This is a genomic window from Pseudomonas sp. LBUM1640, assembly GCF_059716225.1.
Genome location: NZ_CP166816.1, coordinates 5,807,286 through 5,834,235 on the forward strand (window position 1 = coordinate 5,807,286; position 26,950 = coordinate 5,834,235).

Annotated in this window: 27 protein-coding genes; 11 read left to right on the plus strand and 16 right to left on the minus strand. The window is 59.3% G+C overall.

Features of this window, described 5'->3' with window-relative positions:
• Positions 1-20: 20 nt before the first annotated feature.
• Positions 21-611, minus strand: coding sequence for an NADPH:quinone oxidoreductase MdaB (gene mdaB / locus ACA065_RS25820; protein ID WP_497692075.1), 591 nt, complete (start codon positions 609-611; stop codon positions 21-23).
• 122 nt (positions 612-733) lie between these two features.
• Positions 734-1,498, minus strand: a complete 765-nt coding sequence (locus ACA065_RS25825; RefSeq protein ID WP_497692076.1) for a sulfite exporter TauE/SafE family protein — start codon at positions 1,496-1,498, stop codon at positions 734-736.
• 190 nt (positions 1,499-1,688) lie between these two features.
• Between ACA065_RS25825 and ACA065_RS25830 the strand changes: the two genes are divergently transcribed.
• Complete coding sequence (locus ACA065_RS25830) at positions 1,689-2,585, plus strand: LysR family transcriptional regulator (protein WP_497692077.1); 897 nt, start codon at positions 1,689-1,691, stop codon at positions 2,583-2,585.
• Here the strand turns inward: ACA065_RS25830 and ACA065_RS25835 are convergent.
• Together ACA065_RS25835 and kynU are read right to left on the minus strand one after the other, a co-directional pair.
• Complete coding sequence (locus ACA065_RS25835) at positions 2,531-3,937, minus strand: amino acid permease (RefSeq protein ID WP_497692078.1); 1,407 nt, start codon at positions 3,935-3,937, stop codon at positions 2,531-2,533. The genes ACA065_RS25830 and ACA065_RS25835 overlap by 55 nt on opposite strands.
• A 145-nt stretch (positions 3,938-4,082) precedes the next feature.
• Positions 4,083-5,333: a kynureninase gene (gene kynU, locus ACA065_RS25840; RefSeq protein ID WP_497692079.1), complete on the minus strand. Its 1,251-nt coding sequence runs from the start codon at positions 5,331-5,333 to the stop codon at positions 4,083-4,085.
• 144 nt (positions 5,334-5,477) lie between these two features.
• Between kynU and ACA065_RS25845 the strand changes: the two genes are divergently transcribed.
• Complete coding sequence (locus ACA065_RS25845; RefSeq protein WP_497692080.1) at positions 5,478-5,951, plus strand: Lrp/AsnC family transcriptional regulator; 474 nt, start codon at positions 5,478-5,480, stop codon at positions 5,949-5,951.
• Between the two features lie 125 nt (positions 5,952-6,076).
• Here the strand turns inward: ACA065_RS25845 and catA are convergent, their stop codons facing one another.
• The 3 genes from catA to ACA065_RS25860 are packed head-to-tail and all read right to left on the minus strand — an operon-like array spanning position 6,077 to position 8,478.
• Positions 6,077-7,006, minus strand: coding sequence for a catechol 1,2-dioxygenase (catA, locus tag ACA065_RS25850; protein ID WP_497692081.1), 930 nt, complete (start codon positions 7,004-7,006; stop codon positions 6,077-6,079).
• A gap of 41 nt (positions 7,007-7,047) precedes the next feature.
• A complete protein-coding gene (catC, locus tag ACA065_RS25855) occupies positions 7,048-7,338 on the minus strand; it encodes a muconolactone Delta-isomerase (RefSeq protein WP_497692082.1) in 291 nt (96 codons plus the stop codon).
• A 12-nt stretch (positions 7,339-7,350) separates the two neighbouring features.
• A complete protein-coding gene (locus ACA065_RS25860) occupies positions 7,351-8,478 on the minus strand; it encodes a muconate cycloisomerase family protein (RefSeq protein ID WP_497692083.1) in 1,128 nt (375 codons plus the stop codon).
• A gap of 114 nt (positions 8,479-8,592) precedes the next feature.
• Between ACA065_RS25860 and ACA065_RS25865 the strand changes: the two genes are divergently transcribed.
• A complete protein-coding gene (locus ACA065_RS25865) occupies positions 8,593-9,468 on the plus strand; it encodes a LysR family transcriptional regulator (RefSeq protein WP_497692084.1) in 876 nt (291 codons plus the stop codon).
• Positions 9,469-9,539: 71 nt separating this feature from the next.
• On the opposite strand, the gene ACA065_RS25870 is transcribed toward ACA065_RS25865, so the two are convergent.
• Positions 9,540-10,532 (minus strand): AraC family transcriptional regulator, encoded by a 993-nt coding sequence (locus ACA065_RS25870; RefSeq protein ID WP_497692085.1) that lies wholly within the window; start codon positions 10,530-10,532, stop codon positions 9,540-9,542.
• A gap of 325 nt (positions 10,533-10,857) precedes the next feature.
• On the opposite strand from ACA065_RS25870, the gene antA reads away from it, so the two are divergent.
• The 4 genes from antA (at position 10,858) to ACA065_RS25890 (ending at position 15,295) form a co-directional block, all read left to right on the plus strand.
• Positions 10,858-12,249 (plus strand): anthranilate 1,2-dioxygenase large subunit, encoded by a 1,392-nt coding sequence (gene antA, locus ACA065_RS25875; RefSeq protein WP_497692086.1) that lies wholly within the window; start codon positions 10,858-10,860, stop codon positions 12,247-12,249.
• Positions 12,249-12,740 (plus strand): anthranilate 1,2-dioxygenase small subunit, encoded by a 492-nt coding sequence (gene antB, locus ACA065_RS25880; RefSeq protein ID WP_497692087.1) that lies wholly within the window; start codon positions 12,249-12,251, stop codon positions 12,738-12,740. Before antA ends, antB begins: the two co-directional genes overlap by 1 nt.
• Positions 12,741-12,814: 74 nt before the next feature.
• On the plus strand, positions 12,815-13,822 hold the full coding sequence (antC, locus tag ACA065_RS25885; RefSeq protein ID WP_497692088.1) for an anthranilate 1,2-dioxygenase electron transfer component AntC: 1,008 nt from the start codon (positions 12,815-12,817) through the stop codon (positions 13,820-13,822).
• Between the two features lie 72 nt (positions 13,823-13,894).
• Positions 13,895-15,295 (plus strand): amino acid permease, encoded by a 1,401-nt coding sequence (locus ACA065_RS25890; RefSeq protein ID WP_497692089.1) that lies wholly within the window; start codon positions 13,895-13,897, stop codon positions 15,293-15,295.
• 144 nt (positions 15,296-15,439) lie between these two features.
• Here the strand turns inward: ACA065_RS25890 and kynA are convergent, their stop codons facing one another.
• Positions 15,440-16,297: a tryptophan 2,3-dioxygenase gene (gene kynA / locus ACA065_RS25895; RefSeq protein ID WP_167656696.1), complete on the minus strand. Its 858-nt coding sequence runs from the start codon at positions 16,295-16,297 to the stop codon at positions 15,440-15,442.
• Entirely contained in the window at positions 16,294-16,944 is a 651-nt protein-coding gene (kynB, locus tag ACA065_RS25900; protein ID WP_017137969.1) for an arylformamidase, read from the minus strand. Before kynB ends, kynA begins: the two co-directional genes overlap by 4 nt.
• 385 nt (positions 16,945-17,329) lie before the next feature.
• Here kynB and ACA065_RS25905 point away from each other — a divergent pair, with 385 nt between their 5' ends.
• A complete protein-coding gene (locus ACA065_RS25905; protein ID WP_003194115.1) occupies positions 17,330-17,674 on the plus strand; it encodes a cupin domain-containing protein in 345 nt (114 codons plus the stop codon).
• Positions 17,675-17,802: 128 nt separating this feature from the next.
• Positions 17,803-19,053 (plus strand): OprD family porin, encoded by a 1,251-nt coding sequence (locus tag ACA065_RS25910; RefSeq protein WP_497692090.1) that lies wholly within the window; start codon positions 17,803-17,805, stop codon positions 19,051-19,053.
• A gap of 57 nt (positions 19,054-19,110) precedes the next feature.
• Here ACA065_RS25910 and mmsB read toward each other — a convergent pair whose 3' ends face one another.
• Positions 19,111-19,998: a 3-hydroxyisobutyrate dehydrogenase gene (gene mmsB / locus ACA065_RS25915; RefSeq protein ID WP_497692091.1), complete on the minus strand. Its 888-nt coding sequence runs from the start codon at positions 19,996-19,998 to the stop codon at positions 19,111-19,113.
• Between the two features lie 15 nt (positions 19,999-20,013).
• Entirely contained in the window at positions 20,014-21,531 is a 1,518-nt protein-coding gene (locus ACA065_RS25920; protein WP_083356770.1) for a CoA-acylating methylmalonate-semialdehyde dehydrogenase, read from the minus strand.
• A 132-nt stretch (positions 21,532-21,663) separates the two neighbouring features.
• Here ACA065_RS25920 and ACA065_RS25925 point away from each other — a divergent pair, with 132 nt between their 5' ends.
• Positions 21,664-22,611, plus strand: a complete 948-nt coding sequence (locus tag ACA065_RS25925; protein ID WP_497692092.1) for a LysR family transcriptional regulator — start codon at positions 21,664-21,666, stop codon at positions 22,609-22,611.
• Between the two features lie 330 nt (positions 22,612-22,941).
• Entirely contained in the window at positions 22,942-23,232 is a 291-nt protein-coding gene (locus tag ACA065_RS25930) for a DUF3077 domain-containing protein (protein WP_497692093.1), read from the plus strand.
• A gap of 27 nt (positions 23,233-23,259) precedes the next feature.
• Here ACA065_RS25930 and ACA065_RS25935 read toward each other — a convergent pair whose 3' ends face one another.
• The 4 genes from ACA065_RS25935 to ACA065_RS25950 form a co-directional block, all read right to left on the minus strand.
• Positions 23,260-24,621 carry an IS4 family transposase gene (locus ACA065_RS25935; protein ID WP_497695422.1) on the minus strand — a complete coding sequence of 454 codons (1,362 nt, stop codon included), beginning with the start codon at positions 24,619-24,621 and terminating at the stop codon, positions 23,260-23,262.
• Positions 24,622-24,747: 126 nt separating this feature from the next.
• Positions 24,748-25,695: a LysR substrate-binding domain-containing protein gene (locus tag ACA065_RS25940; protein WP_497692094.1), complete on the minus strand. Its 948-nt coding sequence runs from the start codon at positions 25,693-25,695 to the stop codon at positions 24,748-24,750.
• The gene (locus tag ACA065_RS25945) at positions 25,695-26,543 is read right to left on the minus strand and encodes an EamA family transporter (RefSeq protein ID WP_497692095.1); all 849 of its coding nucleotides are present in this window, start codon (positions 26,541-26,543) and stop codon (positions 25,695-25,697) included. Before ACA065_RS25945 ends, ACA065_RS25940 begins: the two co-directional genes overlap by 1 nt.
• A gap of 93 nt (positions 26,544-26,636) precedes the next feature.
• Entirely contained in the window at positions 26,637-26,942 is a 306-nt protein-coding gene (locus ACA065_RS25950) for a hypothetical protein (RefSeq protein ID WP_497692096.1), read from the minus strand.
• Positions 26,943-26,950: the final 8 nt, after the last annotated feature.

Sequence of the window (26,950 nt, forward strand, 5' to 3'; positions counted from 1 at the left end):
CTTGATCGGTTGGTCGCAGCTTACACCGACAGGTTAAACACCTGCGCCAGATGCTGCTCGTAACGCGCCACGTCAGCCTCGATGGCCGGGCGTTTCATCACGTCTACGCACAGGAAAGTCGGCAGACCGGTCATGCCGAGGAACTCGTTGGCCTTGTGGAACGGGAAGTACACCGCGTCGACGCCCTTGGCTTCGAAGAAGTCGGTGGGGTCGTCGAAAGCTTGCTGCGGCGCGTTCCAGGTCAGCGACAGCATGTACTGCTTGCCCTGGATCAGGCCGCCGCTGCCGTATTTCTGCGACGCATCGGCACGGGTGCGGCCATCGCTGGCGTACAGGCTGCCGTGGCCTTCGGTGAAGACTTCGTCGATGTACTTCTTGACGATCCACGGCGCGCCCATCCACCAGCCGGGCATTTGATAGATGATCACGTCGGCCCAGAGGAATTTGGCGACCTCTTCGGCCACGTCGTAGCCTTCGTCAATATGCGTGACTTTGACGTCGATACCGCCACGGTCGAGCACGGCCACGGCGGCGTCATGCAAGGTGGTGTTGTAGCGGCCGTCGGAGTGGGCGAATTGCTTGCCGCCGTTAAGCAGGAGTACTTTTTTCATGGGAGGGATCCAGAGGGTTGAAAATGTCTGCCGGCAGGCTATCGACATTCAATCCTGGGAATAAGCAACGGCGCGGCAAAATACATTTGATCAAAAGGCACGAATAACGCCGTACTCTTGCCTTAGCCGCTGATCAGCAGATGGCCGCCCAACAGCGCCATGCCGATAAAAAATACCCGCTTGAACAGCACCGCACTGATGCGTTGGCGCAGCGCCTGCCCCAGCCACATGCCCAATAGCGCGGGCAGCAGCGCCAGCAGCGAGGCGTTGATCTCGCCGCCGCCAAGGGTGCCACGCCAGGCCAATCCGGCCGCCAGCGCCAACGTAGAAACGGTAAACGACAGCCCGAGCGCCTGCACCAACTGATCCCGGTTCAAGCCCAGGGCTTGCAGGTACGGCACGGCGGGAATCACGAATACACCGGTGGCCGAGGTGATGATGCCGGTGATCAACCCACACAACGGCCCCAGCCAGCGCTCGGCCTGAGGCTTCACCTTGAACGTGGGCAGGCACAACCCGCTCAACGCATACACCAGCAACGCGCCGCCCAGCGCACGCACCACCCACTGCCCGCCGTCCATGCCCAGCCACAGCGTGCCGAGCCCGGTGCCGAGGAAAATCAGCAACAGCATCGGCCACAGGCGTTTGAGCAACGCGCTCAAGTGGCCGCCGAATGCCAGTTGCCAGAGGTTGGTGACCGTTGAAGGGATGATCAGTAATGCCGCAGCCTGCGCCGGCAGCATAGCCAGGCCGAGCATACCCATGGCCACGGTGGGCAGGCCCAGGCCGATCACGCCTTTGACGGTGCCGGCCAGCAGGAAAGTGCCAATAACCAGCAGGGTCAAGGCAGGGCCGAGGTCTTGGTAGAACGCTAGGAAGGTATTCATAGGTCGATTGTGTGGCGTTAAGGCGGTTATGAAAATTCGCCATATACTGAGGCAGCCTCTTGTTTTGTGTGAGGCTGAGGCCGCCATCGCAGGCAAGCCAGCTCCCACAGTTGAACTGTGTTCACAAATCCAAGTTTGGGAGCTGGCTTGCCTGCGATGAGGCCAGTCCAGTCACCCGAGAAACCCAGCCATGCACTTTGACCTGATCGACCTGCGCCTCTACCTGCACATCCTCGACACCGGCAACATCACCGCAGGTGCGGCCCGCAGCCATCTATCCCTGGCCGCCGCCAGCGCGCGCATCCGTGCGATGGAAGCCTCATTGGGCATCGAATTTCTTCAGCGTGGCCGCCGTGGCGTCACGCCGACGCCAGCGGGAAAGGCCCTGGCCCGCCACGCGCGCCTGCTGCTACAACAGGCCGAGCACCTGCAACAGGACTTGGCCGAATACGCCAACGGCGTCAAAGGCCAGGTGCGGCTGCTGTGTAACACCACCGCGCTCAGCGAATACCTGCCGGAGTTGCTGGCGGATTTTTTGCGCGCACACCCCAACCTCGATATCGACCTGCAAGAGCTGCCGAGCCTGCGCATCGCCCAGGCCTTGCGCCAGGGCACGGCAGACCTCGGGATTATTTCCGACGCTGTGGACACCCACGGCCTGCAGACACTGCCGTTTCGCGACGACCCGCTGGTGCTGATCATCCCGCTGGAGCATCCGTTGGCGACGGGTTCCGTGAGTTTCATCGACAGCCTGCAATACGACTACGTAGGCCTGGCCGCCAACAGCGCACTGGCGGTGTACCTGGAAGAACAGGCGCTGCACGCGGGCTTTCGCCTGCAAACGCGTATTCGCGCCGAGGGGTTTGATGGGTTGATTCGCATGGTCACCGGCGGCGCAGGCTTGGGTATCGTGCCCATGGCCGCCCTGGAGCGCTGGCCGCTGGAGCGCCGCTTCAAGGCCCAGCCTCTGCAAGAAGACTGGGCCTGCCGCACGCTGCTGTTATGCGCGCGCTCCTTCGAGCAATTGCCAGGCTACGCCAAAGCCTTGTTCGACGCCCTGGCCCTGCCCTTGCGGAAAAACCCGTAATACACCGCCGACAGAATCAGCAGGAACGGCACGCCGAACACCAGGGTCATCTTGAACGCCTCGGTGAAGTACGTGGTGATCATCACCGCGCCCATCAGCACCAGGCCCAACAGTGTGCTGTAGGGAAACAGGCGCAGTTGGAACGACAACTTCGCCCCGCCATGGCGCTTGCGATAGCGGCGGAAAAACAGGTGCGTGAGGAAGATCATGAACCAGGTGAAGATCGCGCCAAACATCGAGATCGCCATCATCAAGGTGAATGAGCTTTGCGGGTACACCACGTTCAACAAGGTCGCCAAGGCAATGCCCGAGCTGGACAGCAGCAGCGCATTCAGCGGAATTCCGTTTTTGCTCAAGGCGCCCATGGACTTGGGCGCAAAACCTGCGCGAGACAAGCTGAACATCATGCGCGTGGTGATGTAGAGCTGGCTGTTCATCGCCGACAGCGCCGCGATCAGAATCACAAAGTTCATCACCCCGGTGGCGCCGGGAATGCCGATGGTCTGCATCACCGTGACGAAGGGGCTCTGGGTCTGACCGGCCTGGTTCCAAGGCACGATGGCCAGCATCAGCGCCAGGGTCAGCAGGTAAAACACCACCAGCCGCACAATGGTCGCGCGGAAGGCTTTTTTCACTGCCTGTTCCGGGTCGGCGGCTTCACCAGCGGCCACCGCGATCATCTCCACGCTCAGGTAGCTGAAGATCGACACGATCACTGCGATCCACATACCGCTCAGGCCATGCGGAAAAAACCCGTCATGGGCGGTGTAATTCTGCACGCCAAACTGCGGGTTGCCGGAGCCGAACACCACGTAAACCGCGAGGATGATGAAGCCGATAATGGCGCTGATCTTGATCGTCGAGAACCAGTATTCGAAGTTGCCGAAGGTCTTCACGCTGATCGCATTGAGCAAAATCAGCACACTGGAAAACGACACGATCCACACCCACTCCGGCACGTTGGCGAACCAGTACTTCATGTACATCGCCACCGCCGTGACCTCGGCGCCCACCGCCAGCACAATCGCCGCCCAGTAGGCATAACGCACCAGGAACCCGGCCAGCGGGCTGATGTAAAACTCGGCGTAGGCGCCGAACGAGCCGGAGGTGGAATGCGCCACGGTCATCTCCGCCAGGCAGCCCATCAACAGCAAGGTGATCAGCGCGCCAATGGCGTAGCTCACCAGCACGCTGGGCCCGGCATAGCCGATGGCATAGGCGCTGCCCATGAACAGCCCGGTGCCGATGGCGCCACCGATGGCGATCATGCTCATCTGGCCGGAAGTGAGCTGGCGCCGCAGGCCCAGTTCGCGGTGGGTGATCTCTGCAAAGCCGTTGTCTGGCGTGGTCACGTGGTGTGCCCCTTTATTATTGTGATTGCACAGTTTGGATATAGACACAGATCCCTGTGGGAGCTGGCTTGCCTGCGATAGCGGTGGTGAATTCACTACAGTCATCGCAGGCACGCCAGCTCCCACATTTTTGATCCGCGTTGAATCAGGTGACGCTGTTGCGCACTTTGAATTGCGGTTGGTCCCACGTGGCGTTATCGAGGATTTCGCCGAGGATCTCTACCGCATCAAACACCTCGGTAAAGCTCGTATACAACGGCGTAAAACCAAAGCGCATGATGCGCGGCTCGCGGTAGTCACCGATCACGCCACGGGCGATCAGCGCCTGGATCACCGCGTAGCCTTCAGGGTGTTCGAAGCTCACATGGCTGCCGCGTTTGGCATGCTCACGCGGAGTAATCAGCTTCAGGCCGTGGGCGGCGCAGCGGGCTTCCACCAAGGCGATGAACAGGTCAGTCAGCGCCAGGGATTTGGTACGCAGGCTGGCCATGTCGGTCTGGGCAAAAATCTCCAGGCCGCATTCGACCATGGCCAGCGAGGTGATCGGCTGCGTACCGCACAGGTAACGTGCGATGCCGCTGCTCGGGGCGTATTGAGCCTCCATCGCAAACTGCCGGGTATGCCCGAACCAGCCCGACAACGGCTGGCGCACCACATCCACCAACGCCGGGTTGACCCACACAAACGCCTGGGAGCCTGGCCCGCCATTAAGGTATTTATAGGTGCAGCCAATCGCATAATCGGCCTCTGCCTTGTGCAGGTCGATAGGCACCGCGCCTGCCGAATGCGCCAGGTCCCAGATGCTCAGCGCGCCACATTCGTGGCTCAAGGCGGTGAGCGCCTGCATGTCGTACATGTAGCCGGTCTTGTAATTGACATGGGTGAGCATCACCACGGCCACATCGTGGTCGATAGCCTGTGGCAGTTCATCGGGGCTGTTCACCAACCGCAGTGAATAACCCTGCTGCAGCAACTCCGCCAGACCTTCGGCGATGTACAGGTCGGTGGGAAAGTTGCTCGCCTCACTGACGATCACTTTGCGCCCAGGCTGGCGTTGCCGCTGCACGCTCAACGCAGCGCTGAGCACCTTGAACAGGTTGATGGAGGTGGTATCGGTGATCGCCACTTCATCGTTGCGCGCACCGATCAGCGGTGCCAGGCGGTTGCCCAGGCGCAGGGACAAATCCGCCCAACCGGCGCTGTTCCAACTGCGAATCAAGCCATTGCCCCACTCGTCGGCGATCACCTGCTGCGCTCGCGCCAATGCCGCTACCGGGCGCGCACCCAGGGAGTTGCCATCGAGGTAAATCACGCCCTCAGGCAAGGCGAACTGGTGACGCAGTGGCGCCAGCGGGTCCTGGGCGTCGAGGGCTTGGCAATGGCTTGGGGTGGTCATGGGCTGTCCTGGTTTTTATAAGTGAATATGGGCCAAATAATGAGCGAAGTTTTAGAGAATTTTCGTGCAAAGTTGTGGGTAACAGGCTAATTAAGCTGTAGGAAATTCGAATTTAACCCCAAAACACGCGGATTTATTCTAAGCATGATTCTCGACGCCACCGACCTGCGCCTCCTGCATTTTTTGCAACAGGATGGCCGTATCAGCAACCAGGAACTGGCGGAGAAAGTCGCCCTGTCGCCCTCCGCCTGCCTGCGCCGTTTACGCCTGCTGGAGAGCGAGGGAATCATCAGCGGTTACCGCGCGGTATTGAATGTCGAGCAACTGGGGATCGAGCTGGAGGCCATCGTGCACCTGTCGTTGCGCCAGGACGTGGAGGATTGGCACGAGACGTTTATCAAGAAGGTGCAAGGCTGGCCGGAAGTGGCCAGTGCCTATGTGATTACCGGTGCCAGCAACTATGTGCTGCGGGTGCAGGCGCGGAATTTGAAGCACTTTTCGGACTTTATCGTGAACCACCTGAACCGCACGGCGGGGGTGATGGATATACGTTCGGAGATTGTGCTGCAGAAGATCAAGGATCGGGATGAGGTGCTGGATTTGGTCGTGCGCAAATAGCAGCAACACCACAAAAAACCATGTGGGAGCGGGCTTGCTCGCGAATGCGGTGGGTCAGCCAGCACATGTATTGACTGGCACACCGCATTCGCGAGCAAGCCCGCTCCCACATTTTTTAACTGCGTTTAATCCTCGAGGGCGCGGACACGTTGCTTGCGTTTCTGCTCTACCGGCGCATCAGCCAGCTGCAACTCAAAGTCAAAATCAATCTGTGCAAACCGCCCTTCCACGCCAAACTCCCGCGCCAGTAGCTGATCGTCACTAAACCGAATCTCAGCAATCAACTCATCGCGCGTCGCATAAGCAAAATCATCGTGCAGGTACGGGTCATCCGACAGGTTGATCTGCGTGGTGAGGTGCCGATGCCCCGGCGCCGAGATGAAGAAGTGAATATGCGCCGGCCGCTGCCCGTGGCGTCCCAGTTGGTCGAGCAACTGTTGGGTCGGCCCGGTGGGCGGGCAGCCGTAGCCGGACGGCACGATGCTGCGAAAACGGTAGTTGCCCTGGGCATCGGTCTCAATGCGCCGACGCAGGTTGAACTCCGATTGCGTCGGGTCAAACCACGAATACGTGCCACCGGTATTGGCCTGCCACACATCGACAATCGCCCCCGCCAAGGGCTTGCCATTGGTGTCGCGTACTTGCCCGCGCATAAACAGCGGCACCGCGTGGTCCTTGCCATCATCCAGCCGCGCTTCGTATTGGCTCAGCGGCGCTCCAGCCACGTACAGCGGGCCTTCGATGGTACGCGGCGTGCCGCCGGATTTGCCGGCCTCTTCGTCGGCGGCGTCCATCAGCAAATCGAGGTAATGCTCCAGGCCCAGCCCGGCAGCGAGCAGCCCCGCTTCCTGATTTTTACCCAACTCATTGAGGTAATTGACCGCCTTCCAGAACTCTTCCGGGGTCACTTCCAGGTCTTCGATGATGTTCACCGTATCGCGCAGGATCCGGTAAATCAGCGCCTTGGCGCGCGGGTTGCCGCCGTCGTTTTGATTGCCGCTGGCTTCTTCGAGAAACGCTTGGGCGTGGGCAGTCTGGGACAGTCGAATGGACATGGTGCAATCCTCATCTTGTAATTATTGGGTGCAAAACAGGCTCAGCGGTCGTCTTCATGGATTGACGAGGGGTGCCGGCACAGGGCATTCACTTCGATGGTCATGTAGGGGAAAAGCGGCAGTTGCATCAGCAGCTCGTGCAGGTCTTGCACGCTGTCGACGTCGAACACGCTGTAGTTGGCGTAGTGCCCGGCGATACGCCACAGGTGACGCCATTTGCCCGCTTGTTGCAGACGCTGCGCCAGGGCTTTTTCTTCGGCTTTCAGGCCAGCCGCGCGCTCAGGGTTCATATCGAGGGGCAGGTTCACAGTCATTTTTACGTGGAACAACATGGCAGGCACCTCTTAGTGTTTGTCACGACGCAAGAACGCCAAACGCTCTTCATCGATAGCCAGGCCCAGGCCCGGCGCGGTGGAGACATGCAGCGCAAAATCGCGGTACACCGGTGGCTCGGTGAGGATGTCTTCGGTGAGCAGCAGCGGGCCGAACAGTTCGGTGCCCCACGCCAGTTTGTTCAAGGTCAGGAAGGCATGCGCCGAGGCCAAGGTGCCAATACCGCCTTCGAGCATGGTGCCGCCGTACAGGCCGATACCGGCCGCTTCGGCAATCGCGGCGGTGCGTAACACGGCGCGTGGGCCGCCGTTCTTGGCGATCTTCAGCGCGAACACCGAGGCTGCGCCTTCGCGGGCCAGGTTGAAGGCGTCTTCCACGCATTCGATCGACTCGTCGGCCATGATCGGCGCCGGGCTCGACAGGTTCAGCCGGGCCATACCGCTGCGGTTGTTGCGCGAGATCGGTTGTTCGATCAGGTCGATACCGTTATCACCGAGCACCTTGCACGCACGCAGGGCCACGGCTTCGTCCCAGGCCTGGTTGACGTCGACACGCACACTGGCGCGCTCGCCCAGGGCTTTTTTAATCGCGATCACATGGGCCAGGTCGCGGCTGACTTCACCGGCGCCGATCTTCAGTTTGAAGATGCGGTGACGGCGCAGGTCGAGCATCTTCTCGGCCTCGGCAATGTCCTGTTCGGTGTTGCCGCTGGCCAGGGTCCAGGCCACCGGCAAGGCATCGCGCACGCGCCCGCCGAGCAGTTCACTGACTGGCAGGTTGAGGCGTTTGCCGAGCGCGTCGAGCAAGGCACTTTCGATGCCGGACTTGGCAAAGGTATTGCCACGAATGCTGCGCTCCAGGCGCAACATGGCCGCGTTGATGTTGCTCGCATCCTGGCCGATCAGCAGCGGCGCAAAGTGCCGGTCGATGTTGATCTTGATGCTGTCAGGGCTTTCGTTGCCGTAGCTCAGGCCGCCGATGGTGGTGGCTTCGCCGATGCCTTCGATGCCGTCGGCGCAACGCAGGCGGATGATCACCAGCGTCTGGTTTTGCATCGTGTGCATCGCCAGCTTGTGCGGGCGGAGGGTGGGGAGGTCGACGATGACCGTTTCAATCGACTCGATGGCGCAAATCGGCATGGCTATACCCGTTGGGTTCTTTATAGGTTTGCGCCGATTCTGTGCCGTATTTTTCCTGGCTTCCAATATAGAATGGGTCTCGCACAATACCTTTAAGGTATGAAAGGAGCCGATATGGAACTGCGTCATCTGCGCTATTTCCAGGTGCTGGGTGAGACCCTGAACTTCACCCGCGCCGCCGAACGCCTGCACATCGCCCAGCCGCCGTTGAGTCGGCAGATCCAGCAATTGGAAGACGAATTGGGCGTGATTCTGCTGGAGCGCGGCCGCCCGCTGCGGCTGACCGAAGCCGGGCGGTTTTTTTATGAGCACGCCAATGTGCTGCTCGATCAATTGGGCAAGGTCTGCGACAACACGCGGCGCATCGGCCAGGGCGAGAAAACCTGGCTGGGCATCGGCTTTGCGCCGTCGACCTTGTACGGCGTGCTCCCGGAGTTGATTCGGCGCCTGCGCAACCATGAGGTGCTGGAGCTGGAATTGGGCTTGTCCGAGATGACCACCTTGCAGCAGGTCGAAGCGCTCAAGGCCGGGCGCATTGACGTGGGCTTCGGGCGGATTCGCATCGACGACCCGGCCATCGTCCAGCGCGTGCTGGTGGAGGATCGGCTGGTCGCGGTACTGCCCGCCGGCCACGCGTTGCTCGGCGCACCCGCCACCCTCGCCCAACTGGCCGCCGAGCCGTTTGTGCTCTACCCCGGCAACCCGCGCCCCAGTTATGCCGACCATGTAATCGCACTGTTCGACGCCCACGGTTTGAGCCTCAAGGTGGCGCAGTGGACCAACGAATTGCAGACCGCTATCGGCCTGGTCGGCGCGGGCATGGGCGTAACGCTGGTGCCGGCCTCGGTGCAGGTGCTGCACCGCGCGGATATCGGTTACACGCCGATTGTGGAAGCGACTGCGACCTCGCCGATCATTCTCAGCCGGCGGGTGAATGATCAGTCGCCGGGGCTGAGCCATTGTTTGCAGTTGGTGGAAGAGTTGATCTGATATCTCCCAAACACTACAAAACCAATGTGGGAGCTGGCTTGCCAGCTCCCACAGTTTGATCTTCATTGTTTTCAAAGGCTGCGCAGGCGCTTGCGTTGCAGGGTCTGGCTGGGCGATTCATCGAACAGCTTGCGGTATTCCGCCGAAAACCGTCCCAAGTGAGTAAAGCCCCAGCCCAGGGCGATTTCGGAAATAGTGCACGTCGAGCCGTGCTCGAGAATTTCCTGGCGCACGGCGCCCAACCGGTACTTCTTCAAGTACGCCATGGGCGACAGCGCAAAATATTTACGAAACGCATCAAACAGCTTGAACCGCGACACACCTGCAGCCGCTTCAAGGTCCTCCAAATGCACCGCTTCACGGGCGTTGTCATGGATGTACTGCCGCGCCCGAATCAAGTAATGCGGCAGCTTCACGCCGAGTACGTCGCGCAACTCCTCTGAATAGTTGTTCGGTTGGGCGAGGATCAACCCCTTGATCAGCGAGCTCTCCAGGTCCCGGGTAAACGCCGCCTGCTCATACAACTCACTGCTGCACTCGAGCTCCGCGATGAAATAGCGCGCCATGCGCCACCACGACGCCGACGCACCGTCCACCGCGTCCATCACCGACTCAAAGCGCAGCGGCGCTTCAATTGGCCGTTGCAACAACCCCTCAAGCGATTCACTCATCGCCGCCCGCGTAATCACCACCTGCAACTTGCGGCAATCACCGGAAATCGCCAGCACCTGATGTTCGTTGGGCGAGATGATCACGCCTTGATCGCGGTTGGAGCTCAGGCGCACACCGTCCTTGCTCAATTCCTGCTCGCCCACCAACGGCAGGCTCAGGCTGTAGCTGCTGAAGTGCTCGGCGTCTTCGATGTCGATGGTCACGTCAGTGCCATATTCGATCACGCCCAGGGTGGTGGCGCGGGACTTGAACACATTGGCACTGTGGTGAAAACGCAGGCGCTCGGGCGTGGCCGTCGCCAGGCGGTGTGGCCCGCAAATCCCGGACATCCAGCTGCAGGCGCCTTCCAGGTCGAAGCGTTGAATATGAATATCGCGTGTCTGGCTACTCATCAGGGTGCACCCACGGCGGTTAGGCTGTTGCGCGCTCTGACGGCGCGTCGTTAGCAATCGACAGCAAGTTCCAAGCCACGCCAGCCTGAATACAACTGAGTGGATAGCAACCGTCGACTATGTGGATAAGTCGCAGGCTTTTGCGACTGTCCCTTGGTATGACAGTAGCGCATCGCGTCACCGAGCTGCACCGAACTGGGTATTTGCTGCCCAATTTTGCGGCCCAACTTTCCGGCCCAGGTTCCCCCACTAAGCGGATAGCCCGCGCCCTGCCCCGCTGCCTCTAATGAGCCACCGATTAGCCCCTATCAAAAAGGTGCCTCCCATGAGTGGTGCAAGAAGCGTCGAGCAGTGGAAAACGTTTATCGAAAGCTGCCTGGACTTTCGCCCGGCCGATGAAGTGTTCCGCATCGCCCGCGACATGTTCACCGAACCGGAACTGTTCGACCTGGAGATGGAACTGATCTTCGAAAAGAACTGGATCTACGCCTGCCACGAAAGCGAACTGGCCCATAACCACGACTTCGTGACGATGCGCGCCGGGCGCCAGCCGATGATCATCACCCGCGACGGCGAGGGCCAGCTCAATGCGTTGATCAACGCCTGCCAGCATCGCGGCACCACGCTGACTCGCGTCGGCAAAGGCAACCAATCGACCTTCACCTGCCCGTTTCACGCCTGGTGCTACAAGAGCGACGGCCGGTTGGTGAAGGTCAAGGCGCCGGGCGAATACCCGGAAGGTTTCGACAAGGCTACGCGCGGCCTCAAAAAAGCCCGCATCGAAAGCTACAAAGGGTTCGTGTTTATCAGCCTGGACGTGAACGGCACCAACAGCCTGGAAGACTTCCTCGGCGACGCCAAAGTGTTCTTCGACATGATGGTCGCGCAGTCCGCCACCGGTGAGCTGGAAGTGCTGCCGGGCAAATCGGCCTACACCTACGACGGCAACTGGAAGCTGCAAAACGAAAACGGCCTGGACGGTTATCACGTCAGCACCGTGCACTACAACTACGTGGCCACCGTGCAGCATCGCCAGCAGGTAAACACTGAAAACGGCACTGGCGCAGGCTCCACGCTGGACTACAGCAAGCTCGGCGCCGGTGACGCGAATACCGATGACGGCTGGTTCGCCTTCAACAACGGCCACAGCCTGTTGTTCAGCGACATGCCCAACCCGAGCGTGCGCTCCGGCTACGCCACCATCATGCCGCGCCTGGTAGAAGAACACGGCCAGCAGAAGGCCGAGTGGATGATGCACCGCCTGCGCAACCTGAACATCTACCCGAGCCTGTTCTTCCTCGACCAGATCAGCTCGCAACTGCGGATTATTCGCCCGGTGGCGTGGAATAAGACCGAGATCATCAGCCAGTGCCTGGGCGTGAAGAGCGAGTCGGATGCCGACCGCGAAAACCGCATTCGCCAGTTTGAGGACTTTTTCAACGTGTCCGGCATGGGCACGCCCGATGACCTGGTGGAATTTCGCGAAGCCCAGCGCGGTTTCCAGGGCCGCCTGGAACGCTGGAGCGATATCTCACGCGGCAGCCATCGCTGGGAGAGCGGGCCTACGCCGAACAGCGAGGCCATCGGGATTCAGCCGGCGATGACCGGCACCGAATTCACCCACGAGGGCCTGTACGTCAACCAGCACCGCAACTGGCAGCAGTTCCTGCTCAAGGGCCTGGACCAACAAGCGCTGAAACTGCGGGAGGTGAAGTGATGAATGCGCAATTGCAGTACCAGATCGAACAGTTTTTCTACCGTAAATCCGAGCTGTGCGACGCACAGGACTGGGACGCCTATGTGCAACTGTTCGACCCACAGAGTGAATTCCACCTGCCGCAATGGGACTCGGAACACGTCTACACCCGCGACCCCAAGCGCGAGATGTCGCTGATCTATTACGCCAACCGTTCGGGGCTGGAAGACCGCGTGTTCCGCTTGCGCACCGGCAAGGCGGCCTCGGCCACGCCGATGCCGCGCACCTTGCACCTGATCAATAACGTGCGGGTTGCCGAGCAACCGGGCGGGTTACTGGAAGTGAAGCTGAACTGGCACACGCTGTTCTACCGGCTGGCAATGTCGGAGCAATTTTATGGCAGCGCCACCTACAGCCTGAAACCCCACGGCGATAGCTGGCTGATCACCCGCAAGCATGCGCTGCTGCTCAACGACACCATCAACTCGGTGCTGGATTTCTATCACCTCTAAACCAGCACATCACCCCTTGTGGCAAGGGAGCTTGCTCCCTCGCCACAAGGGGTGATGTGCGTGGAGTTCAATCAATGAATCACAAAGTGGCCTTCAGTTTTGCCGACGGCAAGACCCTGTTTTTCCCGGTGGGCGCCAATGAAATCCTGCTGGACGCGGCCCTGCGCAACGGCATCAAGATCCCGCTGGATTGCCGCGAAGGTGTGTGCGGCACCTGCCAGGGCCGTTGCGAATCCGGCGATTACACCCAGGATTATGTCGACGAAGAAGCCCTCTCCAGCCTCGACCTGCAACAGCGCAAGATGCTCAGTTGCCAGACGCGGGTGAAGTCCGACGCCGCCTTCTATTTCGACTTTGATTCAAGCCTGTGCAATGCGCCGGGGCCGGTGCAGGTGCGCGGTACGGTGAGCGAGGTGCAGCAGGTTTCGACCAGTACGGCAATTTTGCAGGTGCAAATGGAGGCATCGCTGGACTTCCTGCCAGGCCAGTACGCCCGCCTGTCGGTTCCTGGCACCGACAGTTGGCGCTCGTATTCCTTCGCCAACCGGCCAGGCAATCAGTTGCAGTTTCTGGTGCGCCTGCTGCCCGATGGCGTCATGAGCAACTACCTGCGCGAGCGCTGCCAGGTCGGTGACGAAGTGCTGATGGAGGCGCCGCTGGGTGCTTTCTACCTGCGCCACGTCACCCAACCGCTGGTGCTGGTGGCAGGCGGCACCGGTTTGTCGGCATTGCTGGGCATGCTCGATGAGCTGGCGGCCAGCGGTTGCGAGCAACCGGTGCACCTGTACTACGGCGTTAGAGGCGCCGAAGACTTATGCGAAGCGGCGCGCATCCACGCCTACGCTTCAACCATTGCGAATTTTCGCTACACCGAGGTATTGAGCGACGCTTCGCCCGCATGGACCGGCAAGCGCGGCTACCTCACCGAACATTTCGACTTGGCCGAATTGCGGGACAGATCGGCGGATATGTACGTGTGCGGCCCGCCGCCAATGGTCGAATCCATCCAACAATGGCTGGCGGATCAGGCACTTGATGGCGTTCAGCTGTATTACGAAAAGTTTACGCAGAGTAATATCTGACCCCTCAGCAGTTCTGGGGGGCGGGTGCGGCGCGCAATCAACCCTGAGAAAAACAAGTAGAAGGGAATGTTAATGGCGGATGACATGGTTAACCCGGTAGGCCTCAAGCGTGGCCTGAAGAACCGGCATATTCAGCTGATCGCCTTGGGAGGGGCGATTGGCACGGGGTTGTTCCTCGGCTCGGCCGGGGTACTCAAGTCGGCGGGGCCGTCGATGATTTTGGGTTACGCGATTGCGGGTTTCATCGCGTTCCTGATCATGCGCCAGCTCGGCGAGATGATCGTCGAAGAGCCGGTGGCCGGCTCCTTCAGCCACTTCGCCCACAAATACTGGGGCGGCTACGCAGGCTTCCTGGCCGGCTGGAACTACTGGGTGCTCTACGTGCTGGTGGGCATGGCCGAACTGACGGCCGTGGGCAAGTACATCCAGTTCTGGTGGCCAGAGATCCCAACCTGGGTCAGCGCGCTGGTGTTCTTTGTCGCGGTGAACCTGATCAACACCCTCAACGTGAAGTTCTTCGGTGAAGCCGAGTTCTGGTTCGCGATCATCAAGGTGGTGGCGATTGTCGGCATGATCGTGCTCGGCTGCTACCTGCTGTTCAGCGGCACCGGCGGCCCGCAAGCCTCGGTGAGCAACCTGTGGAGCCACGGCGGGTTTTTCCCCAATGGCGGCATGGGGCTGTTGATGTCGATGGCCTTCATCATGTTCTCCTTCGGTGGCCTGGAGCTGGTGGGCATCACCGCCGCCGAGGCCAGCGAGCCGCGCAAAGTGATCCCCAAAGCGATCAACCAGGTGGTCTACCGAATCCTGATTTTCTACGTCGGCGCACTGACCGTGCTGCTGTCGTTGTACCCGTGGGACCAACTGCTGCAAACCCTCGGCGCGTCGGGCGATGCCTACAGCGGCAGCCCGTTTGTGCAGATCTTCTCGCTGATCGGCAATGACACCGCTGCGCACATCCTCAACTTCGTGGTGCTGACCGCGGCGCTGTCGGTGTACAACAGCGGCGTGTACTGCAACAGCCGCATGCTGTTCGGCCTGGCCGAGCAAGGCGACGCGCCGAAAGCGCTGATGAAGCTCACCAAACAAGGCGTACCGCTGCGCGCCCTGGCGATTTCGGCCCTGGTGACGATGCTGTGCGTGGTGGTCAACTATGTGGCGCCGAAGAGTGCCCTGGAGTTGCTGTTTGCACTGGTGGTTGCCTCGCTGATGATCAACTGGGCACTGATCAGCATCACCCACATCAAGTTCCGCAAGGCCATGGGCGAGCAAGGCGTGACGCCGTCGTTCAAGACCTTCTGGTTCCCGTTCAGCAACTACCTGTGCCTGGCGTTCATGGTGATGATCATCAGCGTGATGCTGGCGATCGAGGGTATTCGTGAGTCGGTGTATGCGATGCCGATTTGGGTGGGGGTTATCTATATTGCTTATCGGTTGCGGGTTAGAAACGCGAAAGTTGTAGTGACGCAGTGATCCTTGTGGGAGCGGGCTTGCTCGCGAATGCGGTGTGTCAGCCAAAACATGTGCTGGCTGAACCACCGCATTCGCGAGCAAGCCCGCTCCCACAGTTTTGATTGCATTCCAAATGAAAAAGCCCCGGGATTCCGGGGCTTTTTTTTATAGCGTGGAACGCACTCGCCACAGCTCGGGGAACAACACCGTGTCGAGCATCTTGCGCAAATACCCCACGCCTTCAGTGCCGCCAGTGCCCGGCTGGAAGCCGATAATCCGCTCCACCGTGGTCACATGCCGGAAGCGCCACTGACGGAACGAGTCTTCCAGGTCGATAAACTTCTCGGCCAACTGATACAAATCCCAATACCGGCTCGGGTCGCGATACACCTCACGCCACGCCGCTTCCACCGATTCATCGTGAACCGTGGCCGCCGTTGGGTCGCGCTCGGCGCGTTTGGGGTCAATCGCCAAACCGGCTTTAGCCATCAGGTTGACCGCCTCGTCATACAACGAAGGCGTGGCAATCGCCACCTGCAGCTCCTGCAACAGCTCAGGCCGATGGGCATGCGGTCGCAACAGCGCCGCGCTTTTATTGCCAAGGATAAATTCGATCTCGCGGTACTGGAACGACTGGAACCCCGACGACTGCCCCAGGAACGGGCGAATCGCCTTGTATTCCGATGGCGTCATCGTCGCCAGCACCGCCCAGGCGTGCACCAGTTGGTCGAAGATGCGCGACACGCGCGCCAGCATCTTGAACGCCGGCGGCAACTCACCCAGGCGCACGTGTTCGCGGGCGGCCTTGAGTTCGTGGAGCATCAGTTTCATCCACAGCTCGGAAGTCTGGTGCTGAATGATAAAGAGCATTTCGTTGTGGTCCGGCGACAACGGGTGCTGGGCGCTGAGGACTTTGCCCAGGTCCAGGTAGTCGCCGTAACTCATCGACTCGGAAAAATTCAGCTCGGCGTTATGCCATTCTTCGGGCGGTTGGTAATCGGCAGAGAAGGGACATTGGCTCATCGCGTGGGCTCCTTGAGCGGGCGCAGAATGGCGCGGACGGGGCTGGCGTCCAGGTTGGCAAAGCGCAGCGGCAGTGCGATCAGTTCATAGTCGCCCTCCGGTACGTCATCGAGCACGATGCCTTCGAGAATCGCCATGCCATGGCGGGCAACCGCGTTGTGCGAATCCATGGTCTTGGACTGTTGCGGGTCCAGCGATGGCGTGTCGATACCGATCAGACGCACGCCCAGGCTGGCGAGCAGCTCAATAGTTTGCGGCGCGATGGCGGTGAAGTTCGAATCCCATTCGGTCAGCGGCGCTTGTGGATAAGTGCGCAGCAGCACGCGCTCCGGCAAGTTATCCACACGCCCTTGCAGTTGATGCGGCTGCACCAGCGCGCCGCTGCCCAGGCAATGCAACACCCGGCAGGGGCCCATGTACACGTCCAGCGACACCTCGCCGATCGGCGCGCCGTCCGCGCTGTAATGCAGCGGCGCATCCACATGCGCGCCGGTGTGCGGCGAAAAGGTGACGCGCCCCACATTTACCGGGCACTCGGGGCCGAACTGCCACACGCGTTCTTCCTGGAACGGCGTATCGCCCGGCCAGGTCGGGGTCGCCGTGCTCAAGGGCGGGCTGATGTCCCACCACGTTTTTATTGGGTTCATTTCAAGGCTCTCACTCGTTCTTGGGTGAATGATACGAGGGCCAGCCGTGCATTTTCTTGCTTATTCCAGCGCCAGGCGGGAAATCTTTCGCACTTACTGCGAGGAAGTGGGGGATTTGCGCACAAATCTATCGCTCACGCACGCCAGAACAGCCACTCAGGTGCAATGTGGGAGCGGGCTTGCTCGCGAAGGTGGTGTGCCAGTCAATACATGTGCCGACTGATCCAACGCCTTCGCGAGCAAGCCCGCTCCCACATGGACTGCATGGGTGCCAGAGAAACCGCGTGCGGTTGCGCTTCTGAGCATCCCGATGTCGAGTTCAGACCACTGACACAACGCCCAAGGCCTTAGGGTGCATCTTTGCATTCACTGCCTCGGAGCCATCATGTCCAAGCCCATCACCGTACTGCGCGACACCCACCCACTGCCGGTCCTGGATGCCTGCAAATGGGAAAAACTCGAAGGCGACCCGCACACCGTCAACCTCAACGCCTACACCAGCGAGGACGGCAGCAAGATCATGGGCACCTGGATCTGCACGCCGGGCAAGTGGTACGTGGAATACGTGAAGTGGGAATACTGCCATTTCCAGGAAGGCTACTGCGTCATCACCCCCGAAGGGATGGCGCCGATCCACTTGCGGGCTGGGGATATCTTTGTGGTGGAGCCCGGCATGAAAGGCACGTGGGAAGTGGTCGAGACGGTGCGCAAGTACTTTGTATTTGCCTGACGCCTGGGACGGAACACCCTACATAGGATCAGATAAATCCTGCCCTTCTTCAAACAAGTCCTAGACCGAGTCAGAAGGGTTTACAGCAACCTGCGATGAGCTTCACCCCTCTCACGCAGGCTGCATAAATGAACTTAATAACCAAAGTATCCGCGTTAACCTTCTGCCTATTTATTACGCCCTACGCACTCGCTGACTTCATCAGTGACAGCACCGGCAAGCTTGAACTGAAAAACTTTTACTACAACCGCGACTACCGCGACCCCCAGGCCACACAGTCCAAACGGGAAGAGTGGGCGCAAGGTTTCGCCTTGCAACTCGAGTCGGGGTTTACCGAAGGCACCGTAGGTGTAGGTGTCGACATGCTCGCCATGGCGGGGTTCAAGCTCGACTCAAGTGCGAGCAGAACCCGATCCGGCCTGCTGCCCGTGCGTGATTCCGGCAAAGCCGAAGACAGCTACGGCGAAGTCGGCGTTACGGCCAAACTCCGGGCGTCGAACAGCACGCTGAAAATCGGCACACTGGTGATGCCGCCATTACCGTTCCTGGAAAAAAACATCGGGAGTTTGCAGCCGCAACTCTTCAGAGGCGCCTACCTGCGCTCGCAGGAAGTGCAAGACCTGACGCTGGACCTGGGCAGAATCACCCACGTCAATCAACCCAGTTCCACCCACTATGAAGCGTTGGGTGTCGGCACAGGCTCACGCAAGAACATTGTTGTACGCGGGAAGAATCAATCGAATGCGTTCGACTTTGCGGGTGGCAGTTACGTGTTCAACAAACAACTTACCGGCAGTTACTACTACAGCGCACTGGATAACCTCTACACCCAACACGCATCCACCCTTCAGCACACCTACCCAGTGGCAGAGAACCAAAGCCTGAAAAGCGAACTGCGTTACGCGCGCTCCGTCGATAACGGCGCTACCAATATCGATAACACCGGCTTGGGTGCATTGCTGACTTATACGTGGGGGTCGCATAAATTTGGCGGGGCTTACCAAGCCATGTCGGGCAAGACGGGGTATGCGTCCATCAGAGGCAGCTTCCCCTCGCTGGTAAACTTTTTCCAATACAGCGATTTCGCCAATAAAGACGAAAAGTCCTGGCAACTTCGCTACGACTACGACTTTGCGTCACTCGGCGTTCCCGGCCTTTCGCTGTTTACCCGCTATGCCTCGGGCAGCAACGCGGACCTGGGCCCTGGGCGTTCAGACGGGCGCGAGTGGGAACGGGATATCGACGTGACCTATGTGTTCCAGAACACGACCCTGAAAAACGTAAAAGTGCGCTTGCGCAACGCCATGGTGCGTTCCAACTTTGAAAGGGATGTGGACGAAACCCGCTTGATCGTCAGCTACGAACGGCCACTGTGGTAACGCTCGCCCTGCGCAAAAACCCGAGAGCCCGCGCAAGGCGGGCCCTCGGAAACGCCCCTACTTGGGCTTGCGATAGCTGTTGATGATCGCCGAGAAGTCCTTGCCACCTTCCCCGCGCTGGCTCATCGATTGATACAACTGCTGGGCCACGGCACCGAGAATCACCGGTTGCTTGGCCTGGCGCGCCGCTTCAGTGGCCAGCCCCAGGTCCTTGAGCATCAAATCGGCACCAAAACCACCGGTGTAACCCCGCGACGACGGCGCGGTTTCAATCACACCCGGCCACGGGTTGTAGGTGTCGGAACTCCAGCAGCGCCCGGTGGAGCTGTTGATGATCCCGGCCAGCACTTGGGTGTCGATGCCCAGTGCGTCGCCCAAGGCCATGGCTTCGCTGACGCCGACCATGCTGATGCCCAGCAGCAGGTTGTTGCAGATCTTGGCGATCTGGCCGGTGCCGACGTCGCCGCAATGCACGATGTTACGGCCCATCTGCGCCAGCACCGGTTGCAGGGTGGCGAACAGTTCCGGGGTGGCGCCGACCATGAAGGTCAGCGTCCCTGCCTGGGCGCCGCCGGTACCGCCGGAGACCGGGGCGTCGGCCACCACAACACCTTGCTTGGCCGCCGCGGCGGACACATCGCGGATGGTTTGCGGGTCAATGGTGCTGCAATCCACGGCCGGTACGCCTTTGCCGATCCCGGCAAGCACGCCGTCTTCATTCAGCCACACGCTGCGTACATGAGCCGCCGCCGGCAGCATGGTAATCACCAGCTCGGCGTCTTTCGATGCATCGCGTGGTGAGTCGCTGATGGTGCCGCCCAACTCGGCCAACTCTTTGAGCACGGCCTGGTTCAAGTCGAACAGGTTCAGCGCGTGCCCGGCCTTGATCAGGTTGCGAGCCATGGGCGCGCCCATGTTGCCCAAGCCGATAAATGCAATCTTCATGATCGTCTCCCCCAATCAGCGCAGGTTGATGGTGGTGTTGACGCCATCGTTGACCGTGTCGTCGTCGAACCAGCGGCTCGTCACGGTTTTGGTCTGGGTGTAGAACTGCACCACTTGCTTGCCGTACGGGCCCAGATCGCCGAGCTTGGAGCCACGCGAACCGGTGAAGCTGAAGAACGGCACTGGCACTGGGATCGGGATGTTGATGCCGACTTGGCCTACATCGATTTCACTCTGGAACTTACGCGCCGCCGCGCCGCTTTGGGTGAACAGGCCGGTGCCGTTACCGAACGGGTTGGCGTTGACCAGCGCGATGGCCTCATCAAGGGTCGCAACCTCCAGCACCACCAGCACCGGGCCGAAGATTTCCTGGGTGTAGATCTGCATGTCCGTGGTCACGCCCGAAAACAGGGTCGGGCCGACAAAATTGCCTTGCTCGAAGCCCGGCACCTTGATGTCGCGGCCGTCCAGCTCCAGCTTGGCGCCTTCTTTCACGCCGCTTTCGATCAGTTCCAGAATGCGCGCCTTGGCACGTTTGGAAATCACCGGGCCAACATCCGTACCGGCTTCGCTGCCGGCATTCACTTTGAGCTTTTGCGCCAACGCTTTCAGATCAGGCAGCCATTGCTTGGCCGCGCCCACCAGCACCACCACCGAGGTGGCCATGCAACGCTGGCCCGCTGCGCCGAAACCGGCACCGACCAGGGCATTGAGGGTGTGTTCGCGGTTGGCATCCGGCAGCACCACGGCGTGGTTCTTGGCGCCCATCATCGACTGCACACGCTTGCCGTGTTTACCGGCCAGGTCATAAACGTGAGTGCCCACGGCAGTCGAGCCGACGAACGAAACGGCCTTGATGTCTTTGTGGGTGCACAACGCATCCACCACATCCTTGCCGCCGTGCACCACGTTGAGCACGCCAGCCGGCACTCCGGCTTCCAGCGCCAGCTCCACCAACAGCATGGTTGATAACGGGTCTTGCTCGGACGGCTTGAGGACGAAAGTGTTACCGCAGGCAATCGCCATCGGGAACATCCACAGCGGAATCATCGCCGGGAAGTTGAACGGGGTAATACCGGCGCACACGCCGATCGGTTGGCGCAGGGTGTAGGTGTCGACGCCTCCGGCGACGTTTTCAGCGAATTCGCCCATCTGCAAGGTGCCGATGGAGCACGCGTGTTCGACCACTTCCAGACCACGGAAAATATCGCCCTCGGCATCGGCAATGGTCTTACCCTGCTCGGCGCTGAGGACCACGGCGATGCGTTTGGAATGTTCACGGATCAAGGCTTGCAGCTTGAGCATGATGCGCATGCGCGCGCCGATTGGCGTCAGCTTCCAGGTCTGGAAGGCTTGATGGGCAGCGTCGATGGCCGCATTGACTTCATCGGCGGTAGCGAAAGGGACTTTGGCCAGCACTTGCTGGGTGGCCGGGTTGACGATGTCTTGCCAGTGGGTGGTCTTGGACTCGACCCATTCACCGTTGATCAACAACTTGACCTGTTGCACGGAAATATCGGCAGAAGCGTTCATGTGGTCTCCAAATCTTATATTTATGCAGAGAACCAAGGCGTTGAATCGCCTTGAAGAATGAGGCGTTCGGACTGTTTTTGGAGTATAGATGTGCAAACTTCTAATAAGAACGCACATAAAAGCCGGTCCAATATGCAAAAAAACATCACCTCGCTAGGCTCCCTGAATTGGGATGACCTGAAGTTTTTCCTCGAAGTCGCCCGCACCCGCAAGGCCAGCGTCGCCGCCAAACGCCTGGCGGTGGACTACACCACTGTGTCGCGGCGCATCAGTTCACTGGAAGTGTCGCTCGGCACGCTGCTGTTCGAAAAATCCCGGACCAGCGGTTTTGTGCTCACCACCGAGGGCCAGCGTTTGCTGGGTTATGCGGAATCCATCGAAAGCACGCTGCACATGGCGTGCGAGCAGGTTTCCGGCTCTGGCGTGGCATTGTCGGGCCACGTGCGCATGGGCTGCACCGAAGGGTTTGGCAGCTTTTTCGTGACCCCGCAGCTGAGCCATTTCGTCGACACCTACCCGGCAATCTCGGTCGACATCCTGCCCCTGCCCCACTTCATCAGCCTGTCCAAACGCGAAGCCGACATCGTCATCGCCCTGGAACGCCCGGAACACGGGCCGTACGTGTGCTGCAAACTGTGCGACTACAAACTGCAGCTGTACGCGACCCAGGACTACCTCGACCAACACCCGCCCATCCAACGCCCGGCGGACTTGGCCGAGCATCCATTTATCAGCTACGTGGATGACTTGGCGTTCAGTTCGGAGCTGCTGTACCTGGCGAATGTAGTGCCCGGCGCCAGCGCGAGTTTGCGCAGTACCAGCGTGATTGCGCAGTACGTCGCGGCGCAGCAAGGCCGGTCGATGGCGATATTGCCGTGCTTTTTGGCGGCGCAGGATCCGCGGTTGTTGCCAGTGTTGGGGGAGCAGATTGCGATTACGCGGCAGTTTTGGATGTATTGCCGCGAGGATCTGAGGAAGTTGAAGCGGATTACGTTGTTGTGGGACTACATCAGGGAGGTGACGGAGCAGAACGCGGGGTTGTTGATGGGGGAGACGCGGGAGATGCGGTTTGCGGATTAAAGGGCCATCAACGACGATTCGCTTTAATTTGCAGGACGTTTCCTAGAGACTCTCTGCCCTATTGCGCCTTACTGTTTGGGTCACTAGCCTCCTGACTTCGCTGCACATCAGCGATCGGGTTTAGCGATCCGGGTTTCAGGCGTGACACTGCCCTCAACAGTAATAGCTGACGTCGTCAGCTTTTAGCGTTTTATGGCGGCTGTGTGCGGGAGACTCTCGAGTCTACCCGGGATGCGCTCTGGCCCGGATCGCTAACCTGCACACAGCTGCCACCCTCTTCATGTTTAGCGATGTGATGTGGCAGCTCTACTTCAGCAGAGAGCAATCATCATGAGCAAAATCGTCCCCGACCCACCGCTTTCCTCCATCACCACCCTCGGCGTCGTCACCTTTGGCGACTACGGCGAAAACCAAAAACCGCTGTTCCGTGTCAACTCCGGCATGCCAATTGAGCAAGCCCTGGAACACGCCTCCACCCTGCTTTTTTACTCCAAGAAACTCGCCATGGAAGCGGCCATGGATGTGCGCGGCGAGCAATACGCATGGGCCGCGCATTACCTGTGTGAGATGGGCAAGGCCGTGGTGGATGACTTGACGCAGGCGATGACGCCAGCGGGCTAAACGCCAGATCGTTCCCACGCTCTGCGCTCATCGTTCTACACAAGTCTCGATGAGCGCACGCTGGGCTTCTAACGCAATTACAAATTCGCGTATTCGTTGCATCCCGATCCACATTGATTTTGGACCGGGAGGGCCGTCATTTTTACGCCCGAGGTAGCCTCCCAAACTGGTTACCAACAAAACCATTTCACCTAGAGAGGGGGGCTCAGAAGGCGGCGGGCACCGTTTAACCACGATGTAGGCTGCCTTCCACTCCGAAACGTCGAATACCATCTCGCAACTTAAGTCCGGACACGTGCGTCCCAGCATCAAGCTGTACAACACTCGCCACGTCGTAATCAGATACAAGCCAATACATGGCAGTAACCTTTCCTCGGTTTCCAATTGCAGGCGGCTGACTTGACAGCCATTTTTCAGCACGTTGAAAAACACCTCAATAGACCACCGAACGCCATACCACTCCACGACAGTGCTGGCTTGCTCAAGCGTGCTGACCGGCAAGCTGGTCAGCAGCAACCACTCCAGCGGCTCGGCGCCCTCTATAACGTTTTCTTCGCGAGCTAAAACCCCATTAATCGTGACGTCGGGCAATTTGTAGCCAGGTCTATCGGGCGCTCGCAACGTCACCGTGGCTGTACGCAACGTAATATCAGCCAGTCGTGCCGGACGTTTAGGTCGCGCTCTTACTTCAACCTTGAGCGTCCCCAATGACGGTGCCTGCTCTAATGCCGACCACAATTTCTCACTTTCAGGCTCCAACAGGCGCCGATCTTGAGCCCCCCGCACGATCCATTGAGCTCGTGTATCCGGGCTGAACTCTTGATAATCAACAAACCATTCGTACAAGTCGCCCTCAGCATCAGCCAAGTTGACGACCAGATTGTTCGGTATTTGTCCGGCAATCGCGCAGCTGGTCTGATAACTATCGATCCAACGCTGACTTTCTTTCTCCACAATCCCTTTGTCTCGCCGCTCTTGGCGTGGGCTCGGCGTATCGCGGCTCCACCATTGGGCGTCGACGACGCCCAGACAAATACGTTCGGGGGTAAACGCAACCGTGGGATGCAAGCGCCGGGAGTGTTTTTTCTGCGCCTTGAGGGTGCCCATCCCTTTGGGCCCAAGGTTTACCCATTTATCCATCTCGGTTGTGTCTTGAACCAACAGCACCACGGGGCTGCTTTGCATTCGCTCAAGAGTCGCGTCCTGATGAGGTTGCAGCACTTTCTGGAACGTGACTTTTTCATTATCAAGGAACCGATAAGCGGCCATCGTTTCAGCCAGCCCCCGGCAAGCCGTCGGAATACTGTTGCTTGGGTGATCGGCCAAGCGCCCCAAAAAGCTAGCCAGCCTAGCGTTGAGGCGTTTGTCACCCAAGTCCGCGGTAATCATTTCGTCCTGTGCCCAGTTCAATCATCGTTCTCCATTTCTGTCCCAAGTTAAAAATACCTCGAAAACAGAGTTATGTAGAACGATGAGCGCAGAGCGTGGGAACGATCGGAGAGCACTTTTACCACTTTAGATCGCGCCAACCCCGGCTATTTGCGGATGCCGAACCCGAACTTCCCGCAGAAACTCGCCCGCGCTGATCTTGAGCCAATCAATCAAGCGAGCGATATCCGGTTCCGACTCTCGTCCGTTTCGGCAAATGATGTAGTAAGCCGCTGGCGACATCATCACAGGGCTATTTAACGCAACCAACGCGCCGTCTTCCAATTGGTCATACACCAACGCAGTCCTGCCCAGCGCAATCCCTCCGCCCTTCACCGCCAGGCTGATCGCCAGGCTCGAATCCGGAAATCGCGGCCCGTGGTGATAAGGCGGCGCCGCCAGCCCCTGGAACGCAAACCAGCTTTCCCACCCTGGGCACACCTGATCGTCCACACGATGAATCAGCGTGTACCGGGCGACATCCTCCAGCGCAATATCACCCTTCAACCGCAGAAACTCCGGCGAACAAACCGGGAACACCGCGTCGCGCATCAGCAGTTCGACATGATGATCCGGGTACTCACCGTACCCCATCACCACCGCAACATCGTATTGATGTGCCTCCAGGCTGGCGCTGCTCATGTCGGCGCTGGTCAACACCAGATCAAGGTTGAACGAGGCCTCAGTGTGAGAGCCATGCATTCTGGGGATCAACCACGTCGAACAGAGGGAAGACGTGCATGAGAGGTACAACGGCTGGGATTTACCGGGATTGAGTGAATGCAGCACCCCGTCCAGCGTCTTGAAAAACCCGTCGGTTACCGGCAACAAAGCCTGCCCCGCCACCGTCAGATTGACGCCACGCGAGTGCCGCTCAAACAACTGCACGCCCCACCACTCCTCCAGGCCTGCAATTTGATGACTGATGGCACTGGCGGTGAGGCTGAGTTCAGAGGCTGCGCGCGCAAAACTACCGGTTTGCGCAGCGCTGACGAACGCTTGAAGCATCGGTGTAGGAGGCGGACGCTGGGCCATCAGGTGCTCACTTTGATCAAGATGATCCCGCAAACTATGACGAATGCCGACAGCATCCGTCGCCAACCGAACCGTTCATGAAAGAACAGCGCGGCAATAATGGCGCCGATAATAACACTGGTTTCCCGCAGCGCTGAGACCTTGGCGACTGCGTCCAGCGACAACGCAAACAACACCAATCCGTAAGACGCCAGGTAAAACACGCCGCCTAATAGGCCGACTCGCCAATGCCCACGTATTGCTTGAGCCAAGGCTGAGCGCTCTTTGGAGAACGCCAGCACCGGGATCGGAATACTCTGGAACACCGTCAGGTAAATGATGTACTGCAGCACCGTCTCACTGGCTCTTACACCTTTGGCATCGACCACCGTGTAAGACGCAATAAACACACCGGCGCACACCGCCATGAGGATCGGCTTGAACATCTGCGCCGTCATCCTGCGCACAAAGGTCAGGCTGATAATCCCCACACAAATCAGCAGCACACCCGTTAGTGCCTGGGGTGACAATTGTTCATGCAGCAGAAAGTAGGAAAACAGCGCGACTAATACTGGCGGCATCCCACGCATCACCGGGTAGACTTGGCCGAAGTCACCCGTTTCGTACGCTTTGATCAGAAATAGCCGATAGACCGTATTGAGCACCACGGAGACGAGGATATAACCCCCTACCTCCAGGCTCGGCACACTGACAAACGGCAACGCCAGTAGGCATATCACCAGCGCGGTGCCATCGACCATGGCCAAGGTCATGAAGCGACTGCTACCGGCGCGGACTACGGCATTCCAAGTGGCGTGCATAAAGGCAGAGATCAAGACCAGCGTGATCGCGATATCGGAGTTTTCCATGGGGCTCGGCTTGTTCTTTTGGATCGATGAGGGCTTCGAATGTTTAGCAGGCCGTGTCTGAAACCTCGCTCATCTCAGGTATCGAGATAGCGTTCAAGAAAAGTCGAAATGCACAGCCTTGGGTGCACTTTTCGATAGGGCTAACCGTTCCAACTGATCGATCACCGTCGCATTTCGGAACGTAACTTGGCTCTTCGAATCTCGGGCCGCAATTGCCTGACTCTCACGTTGCAATGCCGAGAACATAGACGAATCAACTGTTACGTCGGCCCCGGAATAAATCAAAGCAAGTACCTCAGGGTTACTGATAGTCATTGGCTGCTTTTCCCGAGAGCTATCACCCAAGGCTGTTGAACGGCTGGTTACCTCTTGGCTGAAACTACTGACATTTACGTTCATCGAAACTC